Here is a 15,802-nt window from a genome sequence, read left to right as displayed (position 1 = left end):
ACACCTTATGCGACTTGTGCTTGTGAACGAACTGCATTTGCTAAATGTTCAGCCAAAGCATTCACTTCTTGTTCGTCATCACCTTCAACCATGACGCGAATGACTGGCTCAGTTCCTGACTTACGAATCAGGATACGACCACGACCTTTAAGCTGTGCTTCTGCTTTATCAAATTCGGTAACCAATGCAGGAATAGAATACGGATCAAGCATTTGTTCTAAACGTATATTTACCAGCACTTGTGGGAATAATTCAAAGTCCTGAACTAGTTCATGGAGCGCTTTATTCTGTTCAACCATTACAGTTAACACTTGAAGTGCTGCAATAATCGCGTCACCAGTTGTGCTCTTGTCCAAAGTTAAAATATGACCGGAAGGCTCACCACCTATCACCCAACCATTTTCTTCTAAAGCTTGCAATACATAACGGTCACCAACTTTTGCACGAACAAAGCCAACATTTGCTTTTTCAAGTGCAATTTCAAGCGCCATATTACTCATGACCGTACCAACAACCCCTACTGGCTTATTTTTCGCCTGAGTCGCTAAAATGTACAAGATATGGTCACCATCAATTAAGTGACCAAACTTATCAACCATCACAACACGGTCAGCATCACCATCAAAGGCAATACCTAAATCTGCTTCGTGTTCAACCACTGCTTTTTGTAAGTGTTCAGGATGTGTTGAACCACAGTTCTCATTAATGTTTAAACCGTCTGGTTCGTTGTATAAAGCAACAACTTTAGCGCCTAGTTCACGAAAAACTGAAGGGCCAACACTATAGGCTGCACCATGTGCACAGTCCAACACGATCTTTAAATTATTTAAATCGAAGTGGTAAGGGAAAGTAGATTTACAAAATTCGATATAGCGACCATTTGCATCATTTACACGAACACTTTTACCTAAATTTGCAGTGTCCTCAATGAATAAATCCTTTTCTAATTCTTTATTAATTTCTTCTTGTAATGAATCCGGTAATTTTTTACCTTCACTTGAGAAAAATTTAATCCCATTATCATAATACGGATTATGTGATGCAGAAATTACAATACCTGCATGGGCATGTAATGCACGAGTAAGATGTGCAATCGCAGGTGTCGGTAATGGACCTAATAAATGAACATATACACCAGCAGCGTTTAAGCCAGCCTGTAAAGCAGATTCCAAAATATAACCAGATAAACGAGTGTCTTTTCCTAATACAACAAGTGGTTTATTTTTTTGACTCGTTCGTTTTAATACCTTCCCTGCGGCGAATCCGAGTTTTAAAGCAAACTCTGGAGTAATAGGCATTTGCCCAAATTTTCCACGAATACCATCCGTTCCAAAATAACTCATAGCTTATCTCATTTTTACGCCACTTCGGCCGCGGCTCATTTCATATATGGCTATTTTGCCATATCTCTTTTCATTAGATTTACTTTACACCAAAAACAAAAAGCCGTCAGTGTACTGACGGCTTTCTTAGTTGATTTAGTTACTAAAATCTAACCAACACGATAGTTTGGAGCTTCTTTAGTAATCGTTACATCATGAACATGTGACTCAGACATACCCGCTGAAGTAATTTTCACAAATTTCGCATTTTGGCGAAGATCTTCAATCACAGCTGAACCTGTATAGCCCATCGATGAACGTAAACCACCCATCATTTGATGAACGATATTACCCATTGGGCCTTTATATGGAACACGACCTTCAATACCTTCTGGTACTAATTTTTCAGCACCCGCTTTTGAGTCTTGGAAGTAACGGTCAGCAGAACCAGTGGCTCCAGCCATTGCACCTAATGAGCCCATACCACGATATGCTTTGTAGTAACGACCTTGGAAGAATTCAACTTCACCAGGTGCTTCTTCAGTACCAGCTAGAAGTGAACCGACCATGATTGTGCTTGCACCAGCACCGATCGCTTTAGCCATATCACCAGAGAAACGAATACCGCCATCTGCAATTAAAGGAATTTGATCTTTTAGTGCGCTAGCAACACTGTCAATTGCAGAAATTTGTGGCATACCAATACCTGCTACAATACGTGTAGTACAGATAGAACCAGGACCAATACCTACTTTTACAGCATCTGCGCCTGCATCTAATAACGCCAATGCAGCATCACCAGTTGCAATATTTCCACCAATCACTTGTACTTGAGGGAAGTTTTGTTTCACCCAACGTACACGTTCAATTACACCAGCAGAGTGACCATGTGCTGTATCAACAACAATAACGTCAACACCAGCTTCAACCAATGCTTCAACACGACTTGGTGTATCAGCACCAGTACCTACCGCAGCACCAACACGTAAACGACCAAGATCATCTTTACAACTGTTTGGATAACTCTCAGCTTTACGGAAGTCAGTTACCGTAATTAAGCCTTTAAGTTCATTGCTCTCGCCAACGACCAAGACTTTTTCAATACGGTGCTTTTGCAATAATGCTTGAATATTTTCTTTAGACTCGCCTTCACGTACAGTGACCAAACGATCTTGACCTGTCATGATGTTGCTAACAGGTTGTTCCAAGTTAGTTTCAAAACGCGTATCACGGCCTGTCACAATACCAACAACCTTGCCGTCTTTAACAACAGGTACACCACTAATGTTATTAGCGCTGGTAATTGCAATCAGTTCACGTACTGTAGTTTCAGGCGTTACAGTGATAGGGTCTTTCACCATACCTGCTTCGAATTTTTTCACACGGCGTACTTCTGCAGCTTGAGCAGCAATATCCATGTTTTTGTGCAAAATCCCGATACCACCATTTTGTGACATCGCAATCGCCATACGTGACTCAGTCACTGTATCCATTGCAGCTGAAACTAATGGGATATTTAAATGAATGCCGCGAGTTAAACGTGTCTTTAGAGAGACATCTTTTGGGAGAACAGTAGAGTAGGCAGGAAGTAATAAGACATCATCGAAGGTTAGCGCTTCTTGAACGATGGTCAGCATAACAATCTCACTGGTAAATTCCGTGAGCTATTATAAACAAATTTCAATGCAATTTTCATATTATCTTTGCCTTTTTCAGCAATAGATATTCACCTACTCTAAATATTTCTCACTTATTATCGTGTTAGTTCATATTTAACTCACCTGATCATAGTCATGATCATTTTCTGAATCTGCTGGGTTTACTTCAATCAGAGGAATCAACTGGTGCGCCAAGCGTGCTTTGTTACACTGTTCATCAGCAACCTGCACCTCTTTACAGGTAGAACTACGGACAGCATAAATAGAGCAGCCCACCTCTTTACCAATTTCACCCTTCAAAGCCTGACATCTTGGCTGAGCCTGATTAGTTCCACGCATACACGAATAAACGGGTGTCAAAGGTTCAACGAGATGTTCATCTATGAACTCGGCCTCAGCCCAGTAAAATGAAACCCGAAAATGTGCACAACATGCCCCACAGCGAAGGCACTCATCTGGAGTCGCAACTTGAGATAACATTTTTATTCAAATTCTCGTCATCAAAATTTTTTCTGTGACGCAAAATCCTAAAAAAATTTCAAATTGGACTCAAGATATTGAACTTAACTTTTTATGTTGGACAGCTGAAAATTTGTTCAGTCATTAAATCTACACCACATGGCAAGGTCTCAATCCAGTCTAAAAACTGGTTAATCATTTCTTTGCCAATAAATGGAGTACCATGCTGAGGCACAATCATTTCAATATCCATTTGACGAACCATGTTGACCCATAAACGGATGACTTTATTTGAGCACATATAGCGCTGATGAAAAGCCTTCATTTTCATCACATGAGCATCGAAATCTTTAAGAGGCTGACTTGCATCTTCAACAATAGAAGCCCCCATATCGCCTGAAAATAAAATTTTGGCAACTGGATCATAAAACTGAAAATTGCCCACCGAATGTAGAAAATGTGCAGGAACCATGACAAGCTTTGATTCGCCCAATTGAATCACTTGACCACGATCTGGCAGCTCAATGAGACGATCTTCCCAATTACCTTTCATACGCTCACTCATAAAAGACGAGTTTAAGTGAGGTAAAAATCGTGCCCATAATTTAGAGGCAACTACCTTAGCATCGGTATAAACTAACCAACGAGGCATTGAAGTAATAATATCTGGATCTTGATGCGAAGCGATTACATAGTCCAGATTTTTAAGACGAGTATATTTATTAAGTTCCATCGTTAATGGAACGTAGGTCAAATCACCACCTGGATCGATTACAGCTGCTCGTTCATGATCAATAATTAAAAATTGATTGGCTTGTATGCCTTCCCCTTTAACCAAACTGGTAAAACTAATACATTTATGTACGCCATTATCAAATAGTATCTGCGATGTTGTTTTTTCAAACCCCATACAATTCCCCAAAAAAACTTTAAATATTAGATATTTTTATATCCATACTAAAATAAAGGGATTCTAAAGTACTTGCAATGAATTGATTGATATTTCTCATAATATTTTAAAATTGATTTTAGTTTTCTTATTCTATAAATGAATCATCAAGAAATTGCATAATCTTCTAAAACTTTCTTAAATAAATGTATTTTGAAGTTTAACTACTAAAATGACCTATAAAAAAAGCACTCAATTCGAGTGCTTTTTTTATGGCAGCTTTAAATATCTTAAAAGAAATAATGTTGTACTAAAGTAGAGACACCTACAATTAAGAAAATAGCAGCACCAATTTTATGAATAAGCGAGATAGGTAAACGTTCTGCCAGTTTATTACCGATAAATACAGCAGGAGCATTGGCAATCATCATACCAACTGTTGTACCGAGCATTACCCAGAAAATACTGTCATAACGTGCAGCTAAAGCCACAGTTGCAATTTGTGTTTTATCGCCAATTTCAGCCAAGAAAAATAAAATAAAGGTTGCACCAAAAACACCAAATTTTTGCCATTTATTAATACTATCAGTTTCATCATCGAGCTTATCTGGAATAAGCATCCAGAACGCCATACCAATGAAACCAACAGCGAGCACCCAAACCAAGATTTCAGGACTCAACACAGTCGTAATCCACTGTCCAAGCACAGCAGAAATACCATGATTAATAAGTGTGGCTAAAAGAATCGCAATTAAAATAGGAATGGGCTTACGGAAACGCGCAGATAGTAGCAGAGCCAATAGTTGAGTTTTATCACCCATTTCAGCGAGGGCAACAATCGATGTAGAAATCAGAAATTCTTGCATATTAGTTCTCTGGCTAGCATAAATGCCTGTGACCTACCCCTCCTGCTAGCCAAATATCATAAAATGATTGCAGAGTGGTAAATCAAAGGTCTTGCCAACTCAGGAACGATGAGACGTTTAAGCTATGATGACCATGCTCTGTTGAACAATTATGTTGACCATCACCTATTCACATTTGCTGTGAATAGCGGCTACTCCCCAATGAAGTATGTATTTATTATAATCAAGTCACTCTATTTTTCAAATATTCAAGCAACAAATTTTACCCATACCCAAACAAATAAGCGTGCAATACCTAATAACACTGCAAAATAAGCACTTATATGAATGAAACCAATATGGTTATTACCTACTCCTGTCTGATATTCAAAGGGTAAAATCAAGGTAGCTACAAACACCTCAAAACCCATCACCACATAAGTCATCCATTCCCACGGGAAGTGTAAAATACTGACCCATATTCCCATCAATAAAAATACAACTAACAGTAAGGGCAACATAATTTTCAGGAAACCCAACATTTACTATTTCTCCTTTACCTAATAACGAGAAATTTCTCCTCACGCTCAATAAGCCTTGCTTAATCTGTAGATTAACCCAAAATTTAATTAAAGAGATATCAAAAACAAAACCCCGCCGAAGCGAGGTTTTAGTTAATTATTTCAAAGTATTAGATTAATAAAGTACGAATATCTTTAAGAAGTTTCGTAAGTTTATTTGTAAAGCGAGCTGCATCTGCACCATTAATTACACGGTGGTCATAAGACAATGACAACGGCAACATTAAGCGCGGATCAAAGTCTTTACCATTCCATACTGGCTGCATCGTTGCAGGTGAAATACCCAAAATTGCAACTTGTGGCCAGTTTACAAGTGGTGTAAACGCTGTACCACCAATTGCGCCTAAACTTGAAATGGTGAAATTCGCACCCTGCAAGTCTTTCGGTGTTAACTTCTTATCACGCGCTTTTTGACCCAACACACCCAATTCAACTGCAATTTGCTTAATTGATTTTTGGTCAGGGTTACGAAGTACTGGCACAGTTAAACCATCAGGTGTTGCTACCGCAATTCCCATATGGATTTCATTGCGCAAGAGCACTGATTTACCGTCATCAGATAAATGACCTGCGAACTCACGCTCTTCTTTCAACAAGTACGCAACTGCTTTGATAATGAATGCCATAATCGTCAGGCTGATACCTTCTTTTTTGAAGTTGCCTTTCAGTTCATTACGCCAATCTTCTAACTCAGTGATATCAGCCAAATCAAACTGAGTAACTTGCGGAATAAAGTTATTCAACGACAATTGCGGAATTGATACTTGCTGCAAACGCGTCAGTACTTTTTCTTCCACACCACCAAACGCAGTGAAGTCAGGCAGCTTTGGCAAACCCGAAACCGCTGGTGCAGCCGCAGCAACTGGTGCAGCTTGTGGCGCAGTTAAACGATTCTTCACATAGGCAAAGATATCTTCTTTAACAACACGACCATGCTCACCAGAAGTTTTAACTTGTGACAAAATCACACCAAGTTCACGAGCAAGCTTACGTACAGCAGGGCCTGCATATACTTTAGCGTTTTCGGCTTCTTGCTCTTTGGTTAACTTATCACTACCAGACGCTGGAGCAGATACAGCCTGACTCGGAGCAGGAGCTGCCGCTTTAGGTGCTGCTGCCTGTGGAGCTGGAGCTACTTCTGCTTTTGCCGCTGGTGCAGCCGCAGCAGGTGCTTGGCCTTCAGCTTCAATTGTTGCAAGCAATATACCTTGTGAAACCTGTTGGCCTGCTTGCAAGTGAATCGCTTTCACAACGCCAGCAACAGTACTAGGAACTTCAACAGTCGCTTTATCTGACTCAACCACAACAAGGCTTTGGTCTACATCCACTTTATCGCCAACTTGTACTAAGATTTCAGCAACAACTGCTTTATCTACGCCCAAATCAGGAACGTTAATATCAACTGGTCCAGATTGAGTAGCAGCCGCAGCTACAGTTTCTTGTTGAACTGGTGCAGGTGCTGCCGCAGGGGCTGCTGTAGAAGCAGGAGCTTCAACTGGTGCACTTGATGCAGACGTTGTTTTCACTTTAATGAGCACAACACCTTCTTTAACTGTATCGCCTTCTTTAACTTGAATGCTTTCTACAATACCAGCAGTACTGCTTGGTACTTCTACAGTTGCTTTGTCAGATTCAACTACAACGATGCTTTGCTCAACATCAATCTGGTCACCCACTTTAACGAGGATTTCGCCAACTAATGCTTTTTCAACACCAATGTCAGGGACAGTTACGTCAACAGTTGTAGTTGATGTAGTGGCAGCAGGTTGAGTTGAAGCTTGAGCTTGTTGTGCAGGTGCTGGAGCAGCTGGCTTTTCAGCCGCAGGAGCTGGTTCTGGAGCAGCTTGCGCTGCACCTTCAGCTTCAAGTTCAAACAATACCGTACCTTCAGTTACGCTATCGCCTTCCTTGATTAAGATGCTTTTTACCACACCTGCTGAAGTGCTAGGCACTTCAACAGAGGCTTTATCAGACTCAAGCAAAACAAGACTGTCATTTTCAGCAATGCTGTCACCAACTTTTACTAAAATTTCAGCAACAACTGCTTTATCTACACCAATATCAGGGGTCTTAATTTGCATGCTTAGTTCCCCTCACCTGTTTGCGTTTCATTGTATTCAGCAACTGGCTGAACTTCCGGATGTGCTTGTGGAGCCCATGCAACCGGACGGTCAGTATCTAACTCAAAGTTAGAAATTGCATCTTTCACTAAACGTGCATCTACTTCACCTTCGTCAGCTAATTTTTTCAAAGTAGCAACAACGATATGTGCAGCATCAACACCAAAGAAACTACGTAAGTTAGCACGCGTATCTGAACGACCATAACCATCTGTACCTAATGCAACAAATGGACGACCATCTGGAAGATAAGCACGGATTTGTTCGCTGTACGCACGCATATGGTCTGTAGCAGAAACTACAATACCTTCTGTACCGCGTAATTGTTTAGATACCCAAGACTCTTTCACTTCTTCAGTAAGTGGGTGTAAGCGGTTGTATTCTTCACATGCCATACCATCACGCGACAATTCATTGAAGCTTGTTACACTCCAAACGTTTGAATGGATTTGGTATTCATCACGTAAGATTTTCGCAGCTTTGATCACTTCACGAAGAATTACACCTGAACCAAGTAATTGGACAGTTGCTTTTTCGTCTTTTTCGAATAAGTACATACCACGTTTAATGCCTTCCTCAGCGCCTTCAGGCATTGCAGGATGCTCGTAGTTTTCGTTCATTACAGTTAAGTAATAGAACACACGCTCTTGGTTCACATACATACGTTGTAAACCGTCATGTACGATTACAGCTAATTCGTAACCAAAACATGGATCGTAAGATACGCAGTTTGGAATCGTGTTTGCCAAGATATGTGAATGGCCATCTTGGTGCTGTAAACCTTCACCGTTCAATGTAGTACGACCAGCAGTTGCACCTAACAAGAAACCTTGAGCTTGCGCGTCACCAGCTGCCCATGCAATGTCACCAATACGTTGGAAACCAAACATTGAGTAGTACATGTACATTGGAATCATTGGCAAGTTATTCGTTGAATAACTTGTTGCTAACGCAGCCCATGCGCTCATTGCACCAGCTTCGTTAATCCCTTCTTGAAGCATGTGACCATCACTTGCTTCACGGTAATGCATTAACTGCTCTTGGTCTTCTGGAGTATATTTTTGACCGTGAGCGGCATAAATACCAAGCTGACGGAACATCCCTTCTAAACCAAAAGTACGTGCTTCGTCTGGAACGATTGGGACTACGCGGTCTTTAATTGCTTTCTCTTTAAGTAAAGCAGCAATTAAACGAACCATTACCATCGTAGTAGATTGTTCTTTACCACCTGAACCGTTTAATACAGCATCAAATACAGACAATTCAGGAATCGCTAAAATTTCACTCTCTTTACGACGTGCAGGAAGGTAACCACCTAATGCTTCACGACGCGCCTTCATGTACTTCATTTCTGGAGAGTTTTCACTTGGGCGGTAGAATGGGAGCTCTTCTAATTTATCATCTGTAAATGGAAGGTTAAAACGGTCACGTACATATTTCAAAGAGTCGATCTGCATTTTCTTGATTTGGTGAGTTTTGTTCACCGCTTCAATTTCTTCAGATAAACCGTAACCTTTAACAGTTTTTGCAAGAATAACTGTTGGTTGACCTTTCGCTTTCATTGCTTCTGCATAGGCAGCAAAAACTTTATATGGGTCATGACCACCACGGTTGAGATTATCGATGTCTTCATCGCTTAAATCTTTTACAAGTTCCGCAGCTTCTGGGTACTTGCCAAAGAATTTCTCACGTGTATAGGCACCACCTTTTACTTGGTAACGTTGGTATTCACCATCAACAGTTTCTTCCATTACCGCTTTTAAAGCGCCTGTGCTGTCTTTTGCAAGTAGCGGATCCCAATGACGACCCCATACTACTTTAATGACACGCCAGCCTGCGCCACGGAATAAAGATTCTAATTCTTGAATAATTTTACCGTTACCACGTACAGGACCATCTAGACGCTGTAAGTTACAGTTAACCACCCAAATGAGGTTATCAAGTTTTTCACGACCAGCGAGTGAAATAGCACCAGTACTTTCTGGCTCATCCATCTCACCATCGCCAAGATAAGCCCAAACTTTACGATCTTCTTCTTTGATCAAGCCACGGTTCATCAAATATTTTTGAATGTGTGCTTGATAAATCGACATGATTGGACCAAGACCCATTGATACGGTTGGGAATTGCCAATAGTCTGGCATTAAATATGGATGTGGATAGCTTGGTAAACCGTTACCGCCAACTTCACGGCGGAAATTACTTAACTGTTCTTCAGTTAAACGTCCTTCAAGAAATGAACGTGCATAAATACCAGGAGCACAGTGTCCTTGGTAATAAATCATATCTCCGCCAAAGCTATTGCTGTTTGCGCGGAAGAAATGGTTAAAACCTACGTCATATAATGTTGCACTTGATGCGAAACTCGCTAAGTGACCACCTAAATCATCACCTGTTTTATTCGCACGAAGTACCATTGCTAAGGCATTCCAACGAATCAATGCACGTATACGGCGTTCCATATCTTGGTCGCCTGGCATTGCAGGTTGTTCTTCAACAGAAATTGTATTTAAGTAAGGTGTATTGAGACGTTGAATTGGAACATGCTTAGCAATTGCTTGTTGGTAAAGTTTTTCCAACAAGAATGCCGCTCGCTCAGTTCCCATATGTTGTAAAACTGAATCGAATGCATCTTGCCATTCTTGGGTTTCTTGTGCGTCGGAGTCACCGTAAAACGCCATAATTCACCTGTTCCTTGTTCTCTAATCTACTTTGTATTTTTACCACGTTTTGCCCCTCTCAAGTTATTGCCACGGGTGAATGTGAGGGGGCCCTATTATTTTCTGAATGAATAGTCATTGACCGAGCATGACTCAAAATAACAAAAAAACGCCAATATAGGCGTTTTTTTATACGATAATTGCGTTAAGAAAGGTTTTATCTCATTTCAGATTCAAAAATTTAATAATCCTAATTTTTAACAAATACGATTTAAGGCAACATTGCTAAGTAAGTTGATGGATTCTTACGTTGACCATCTTTTACTACTTCATAGTGTAAATGTGGTCCAGTACAACGACCTGTACAACCCACATTAGCAATATGATCACCAGCAGAAACCTGATCACCCACACGAACCATTAAACGTGAAGCGTGTGCATAGCGTGTTAAATAACCATTACCATGGTTGATTTCAACATACTGACCATAACCTGTGCCCCAACCTGATTTAGTTACAATACCAGGACCTGTTGCATAGATTGGCGTGCCACTTGGCGCAGACATATCTAAACCACCGTGATGCTCTGCACGACCACCCATGGTACGACCACCAAAGTTAGAAGAAACACGTACGCTATCAGGAAGAGGATGAGAAACTAACCAAGAATAAGGATTTGAAGAAGAGGTATTAAAAGAGTTTTTAGCGGTAGTATTACCATATTTTTTTGCCAGTGAGTCATTGTTGAGCTCAACTGTTTTCGGGCGTAAAGTGACTGAAACTTTTGCACTTGCCGGAAGATCTAAATCATCAGGATGCGTATATGAACCTTGAGATAATGTTTTTGATAACTGTTCCAATCGATCTGAATCTGTAGATTGGTTAATATTTTGATAATCTGCAAAAGCAACCGATGCTGCCGAAGCGGCTAGTGAAAATGCTAATAAAATACGACGCGTGTGCATAAAAACCTCTTGAAACTGTTCTTACTCAAGTTCCTTATGATCTCTTCCTTGATATCAGTCGAAATGAACGCTTAAGATGGAGACAAGAAACCATTCGAGAATGATCAATGTCTAAACCCGATAACGTTTTTCAACAATCCGGAAAACACATAAAAACAGGAAACCTTACGTTTCTAACAACGCAAGTCGCGCAATGGCAAAGACTTACGAAAATAATCCAACCCTTATTGCCCCAACCGGAACAATGGCAGGTCGTGTGTTATCAAAATGGCACTTTAATTATTACTGGTGAAAATCAGGCAATGATTAGTCAACTCAGCTATTTACAGAGCCAATATATATCTAAATTATCTCAACTTGAAGGACTAAAAGACTTACAAAGAATACAAGTTCGCTTGAGAAATAAGACTATTTCTTCTACAGCGCCCTCATCATCTGAGCCTTCTAAATCCATCCCCCCGGAAACACAAGAAATGTTACGTAGTGCCGCCGACTTCGTGAGCGACCCTAAGCTTAGCCAAGCTTTACTACGTTTGGCAAGCAATAAAAAATGATGAGCTTTCCATTTCTTAATTAGAATCGTTCTTATTTTGTGATAAAAATCACACTATTCACTGTTACATTATAACATAGATAAATAAAGACAATGACTTATGTCACACTCACATATGGAATTGGACATTCATTCTCGTCATTAAATGTTACAATTTCATAATTACTCGGATCACTTTGAACATTGCGTAACAGCTGATTATTTAAAGCATGTCCCGATTTATAACCATCGAACTTGGCAATAATTTGATGACCAAGTAAATACAAATCACCCACTGCATCTAAAATTTTATGTCGAACAAATTCGTCAGCAAATCGTAAACCTTCTTCGTTCACAACCCCTGTATCATCTACACCAATCGCATTATCCAGACTTGCACCTAAAGCCAAATTATTTGCTTTGAGGTAATCTAAGTCTTTCATAAAACCAAAAGTTCGTGCTTCACTGACCTCATACACAAACGTTTCGGTTGAAAAATCGATTGTCGCAGACTGGTATTCTTTTGCAAAAGCAGGATGATCAAAATCAATGGTAAAGTTGAGCTGAAAACCATTATGTGGTCGAAAAATTGCTTTTTTATCTTCAATTAAAGCTTCAACTGGTTTTAATATTCTTATAAATTTTTTAGGGGCATTTTGCTCGCGCAAGCCACCTTGCATTAATAGATAAATAAATGGTCCAGCACTACCATCCATAATTGGCACTTCGGATGCTGATACTTCTACGATTAAATTATCAATTCCTAAACCCGCAATCGCGCTCATTACATGCTCAATCGTACCTACTTTAATATCACCGGTAACAAGGTTCGAACACATAAATGCTTCTTGAATAAGCAATGCGTTAGCAGGAATATCAACAGGTGGATTCAAATCGATACGGCGAAATACAATACCTCCATCCACGGCATGTGGAATGAAATTGATCATCACTTTTTGACCGCTATGAAGACCTATTCCACTCGCTTTTACCACACGATTGAGAGTACGCTGTTTCACCATGCTTTGTAACTTCTTTTTTAAAACCGCTATACGTTAGCATATTTAGTCATTGATCAAAAATAAAAAAAGGCAGTGTTTAAACACTGCCTTTTAATAGATCAAAGACTGAATTACTTACGTTGCTGATTTTTCAAGTAATCTTGAATACTCATTGGCGAAGAACGCGGTGATGAACTTGGCGCATTATTTACATCAGTTTCAGCATTTTGGCGTTTATTAATTGCAGGAACATCATCTTCATCTACAGATTGTGCAGATTGAGTTGATGTATGGCTTACTGTATTACGCTTTCTCGGTTCTGCATCAGCAGCATTACGAGTCAAACCAGTTGCAATCACAGTTACACGTAATTCATCACGCGCATCTGGATCAAATACTGTACCGTAGAAGATTTCGCCTTCATCAAGGTCAACAATTTGGTTAACCACATCAGTAATGATTTCTGTTTCACGTAACGTGATGTCATCACCACCCGTAATGTTAATTAACACGCCTTTGGCATTAATAATATTTACGTTATCAAGTAATGGACTACGAATTGCCTGTTCAGCAGCTTGACGCGCACGGTCTTCACCACGACCCAAACCAGCACCCATCATTGCGTAACCGCGAGTACTCATTGCAGTTTTCAAATCAGCGAAGTCAAGGTTAATGTGACCGCGATTAACAACAAGATCAAAGATACTGCGTACAGCGTTTAACAATACATCATCTGCCTTTTTATAAGCATCTTTCATTGAAATATCACCATACACGCTTAACAAACGCTGGTTAGGAATAATAATCAATGAATCAACATGTGCTTCTAACGCTTCGATACCGCGTTCAGCTGACTTTTGACGACGACGACCTTCAAAGTTAAATGGAGTCGTTACCACACCAACAGTCAAAATCCCCATTTCTTTAGCAACTTCAGCAACAACCGGAGCTGCACCAGTACCTGTACCACCACCCATACCAGCGGTTACAAACACCATGTCAGTCCCTTCAAGGTGCTGACGAATAATTTCACGACTTTCTTCTGCTGCAACTTGCCCCACTTCTGGGTTAGCACCTGCACCTAAACCACGTGTACTTTGCTCACCTAACTGAATTTTGAAAGGAGCATTCATACAGTCAAGTGCTTGTTTATCTGTATTGGCACAAACGAATTTAACACCCTGAATATCAGACTGTACCATGTGCTGAACGGCATTACCGCCACCACCACCTACACCAAATACAGTGAAACGGGCTTGACCGTTGCCATCGTTTAGTTCATCTTCTATAAATTCAAATGAGGCCATGACCTTTAGGGTTCCTAATACATTATGGCAGTCACTTCAGCCCGTATACTGCCTTGATTTTCAAAAACAACTAATTTTAAGAATGCTGTGCAATACAAACCTTGTCAAGTACAGTGGTTTTCTCTTACAACTTCCTAACAATTCTACCAATAAATCCATACATCCTAAAAAATGGCTTTAAGTTTGCTATTAAACGCATTCCAACCATTTACCATTCGTTCCCATACCGAACGGTCACTACCCTCTTCAGGTTCCTCAACAGCTTCTTGTAATTCGCTTTGGCTAAACATAAGCAAACCAGCTGCTGTCGCATACATTGATCGACGTAACGCAGCTTGATGCTGATCATCAGCATACACCTGTAACGGTGGATTACCTAAATGAGCAGACACACCCAACATACGACGCGCTAAACTTACCATACCCTCAATCTGGCAAGCATCACCTGTCAATACAACACCATGATACAGACCATGGATTGCACCGCTTTGTTCTAGTTCTTCACGAATTTGACCAAAAATCTCTTCGTAACGAGCAATAATAATTTCTGACAACTCAATTCGGCTAATGGTTTGAGGACCATCAATACCCTGTACCTGAATCATATGGTCAGGCTTAACAGCACTTAGATCAACGCAGCCGTGTAAGATTTTAATCCGTTCAGCTTCGTCGGTCGTTGTTTGTAACACAGCAGCAATATCACGTGTCACATGTTCGCCACCACGCTGTAATGTACGCGCTAAAGCTAAACGACCATCTAAATAAACTGCTAAATTGGTAATGCCTGCGCCAATATCAACGAGACAAACACCATACTCTTTTTCATCTTTGAGCAAACTTGCTTCAGCGGTTGCCAAGCAAGAAACTACCATTTTTTCAACACCAATGTTCGCACCTTTCATGGCACGATCAAGGTTCTGCATAGTAGCGATTGGCATCATCATGAGTTGATAGTGACCAGTCATGCTATGAGCAGTCATATTAATTGGATTTTGAACCCATTCAGCAGAGTCACCTAACTCAAACCCAAGTGGGACTGCACTCGCTAAATAATAATCAGAGGTCACATGGCTTGCTTTTGCTAACTCCAATGCACGTACAACTTCATTGGTTGTAATCACATGTGAGGGGTTAGCAACAGGCGTGCGTCCAGAAGCATAGAAACTTTGCAGCTCGGTACTTGGAATAGATACCCACGCACTATGAATGCGACATTCAGCCATATTTTCCGCTTCAGAAACGGCGTTCTTAATCGCAGCAATGACTTTATCGAGACTTACAATTTTTCCTTTGTTCATGCCTCGATTGCGAGCAGTTGCCATACCGATAACCTGAATGTTATCCGGTGCATGAATTTTTCCAATCAAAACTGAAACTTTATGCGTCCCAATGTCAATCGCAACAACTGAGGGAACAGCTTCACTCATCACTCATACCATTTCTTTGTTGTCTAATACCAGGCAA

General features: G+C 40.4%; 13 protein-coding genes and 1 riboswitch. Of the genes, 1 reads left to right on the top strand and 12 read right to left on the bottom strand.

Going from position 1 to position 15,802, the window contains the following annotated elements; translation table 11 throughout:
- Nucleotides 1-5 precede the first annotated feature (5 nt).
- From glmM to ABFY81_RS10840, 9 genes are all read right to left on the bottom strand, one after another.
- Nucleotides 6-1,343 carry a phosphoglucosamine mutase gene (gene glmM, locus ABFY81_RS10880; RefSeq protein ID WP_019458523.1) on the bottom strand — a complete coding sequence of 446 codons (1,338 nt, stop codon included), beginning with the start codon at nt 1,341-1,343 and terminating at the stop codon, nt 6-8.
- A gap of 149 nt (nt 1,344-1,492) precedes the next feature.
- A complete protein-coding gene (gene guaB / locus ABFY81_RS10875) occupies nt 1,493-2,959 on the bottom strand; it encodes an IMP dehydrogenase (RefSeq protein ID WP_002121951.1) in 1,467 nt (488 codons plus the stop codon).
- A 135-nt stretch (nt 2,960-3,094) separates the two neighbouring features.
- Nucleotides 3,095-3,460 (bottom strand): YkgJ family cysteine cluster protein, encoded by a 366-nt coding sequence (locus tag ABFY81_RS10870; protein WP_191000984.1) that lies wholly within the window; start codon nt 3,458-3,460, stop codon nt 3,095-3,097.
- Nucleotides 3,461-3,551: 91 nt separating this feature from the next.
- The gene (locus ABFY81_RS10865; RefSeq protein WP_004711495.1) at nt 3,552-4,349 is read right to left on the bottom strand and encodes an MBL fold metallo-hydrolase; all 798 of its coding nucleotides are present in this window, start codon (nt 4,347-4,349) and stop codon (nt 3,552-3,554) included.
- Between the two features lie 269 nt (nt 4,350-4,618).
- Nucleotides 4,619-5,194 carry a TMEM165/GDT1 family protein gene (locus tag ABFY81_RS10860; RefSeq protein WP_004704943.1) on the bottom strand — a complete coding sequence of 192 codons (576 nt, stop codon included), beginning with the start codon at nt 5,192-5,194 and terminating at the stop codon, nt 4,619-4,621.
- A 15-nt stretch (nt 5,195-5,209) separates the two neighbouring features.
- Nucleotides 5,210-5,406, bottom strand: a riboswitch (yybP-ykoY riboswitch).
- Between the two features lie 36 nt (nt 5,407-5,442).
- Nucleotides 5,443-5,715 (bottom strand): hypothetical protein, encoded by a 273-nt coding sequence (locus ABFY81_RS10855; RefSeq protein WP_347913768.1) that lies wholly within the window; start codon nt 5,713-5,715, stop codon nt 5,443-5,445.
- A 149-nt stretch (nt 5,716-5,864) separates the two neighbouring features.
- Nucleotides 5,865-7,835 carry a 2-oxo acid dehydrogenase subunit E2 gene (locus ABFY81_RS10850; protein WP_347913767.1) on the bottom strand — a complete coding sequence of 657 codons (1,971 nt, stop codon included), beginning with the start codon at nt 7,833-7,835 and terminating at the stop codon, nt 5,865-5,867.
- A 2-nt stretch (nt 7,836-7,837) separates the two neighbouring features.
- Nucleotides 7,838-10,555 (bottom strand): pyruvate dehydrogenase (acetyl-transferring), homodimeric type, encoded by a 2,718-nt coding sequence (gene aceE, locus ABFY81_RS10845; protein WP_049066257.1) that lies wholly within the window; start codon nt 10,553-10,555, stop codon nt 7,838-7,840.
- 250 nt (nt 10,556-10,805) lie between these two features.
- Nucleotides 10,806-11,498: a M23 family metallopeptidase gene (locus ABFY81_RS10840; protein WP_004704936.1), complete on the bottom strand. Its 693-nt coding sequence runs from the start codon at nt 11,496-11,498 to the stop codon at nt 10,806-10,808.
- Between the two features lie 107 nt (nt 11,499-11,605).
- Between ABFY81_RS10840 and ABFY81_RS10835 the strand changes: the two genes are divergently transcribed.
- Complete coding sequence (locus ABFY81_RS10835) at nt 11,606-12,052, top strand: DciA family protein (protein ID WP_347913766.1); 447 nt, start codon at nt 11,606-11,608, stop codon at nt 12,050-12,052.
- A 97-nt stretch (nt 12,053-12,149) separates the two neighbouring features.
- On the opposite strand, the gene lpxC is transcribed toward ABFY81_RS10835, so the two are convergent.
- The 3 genes from lpxC to ftsA all read right to left on the bottom strand — a co-directional run bounded on the left by lpxC (nt 12,150) and on the right by ftsA (nt 15,765).
- On the bottom strand, nt 12,150-13,052 hold the full coding sequence (gene lpxC / locus ABFY81_RS10830; RefSeq protein WP_347913765.1) for a UDP-3-O-acyl-N-acetylglucosamine deacetylase: 903 nt from the start codon (nt 13,050-13,052) through the stop codon (nt 12,150-12,152).
- Nucleotides 13,053-13,162: 110 nt separating this feature from the next.
- Nucleotides 13,163-14,338 (bottom strand): cell division protein FtsZ, encoded by a 1,176-nt coding sequence (gene ftsZ / locus ABFY81_RS10825; RefSeq protein ID WP_004704930.1) that lies wholly within the window; start codon nt 14,336-14,338, stop codon nt 13,163-13,165.
- 164 nt (nt 14,339-14,502) lie between these two features.
- A complete protein-coding gene (gene ftsA / locus ABFY81_RS10820; protein ID WP_347913764.1) occupies nt 14,503-15,765 on the bottom strand; it encodes a cell division protein FtsA in 1,263 nt (420 codons plus the stop codon).
- Nucleotides 15,766-15,802 lie beyond the last annotated feature (37 nt).

The sequence above is a fragment of the Acinetobacter sp. WA-87 genome (assembly GCF_039938935.1).
Taxonomy (GTDB): domain Bacteria; phylum Pseudomonadota; class Gammaproteobacteria; order Pseudomonadales; family Moraxellaceae; genus Acinetobacter; species Acinetobacter seifertii.
This window is presented reverse-complemented; position numbering and strand designations above follow the sequence as displayed.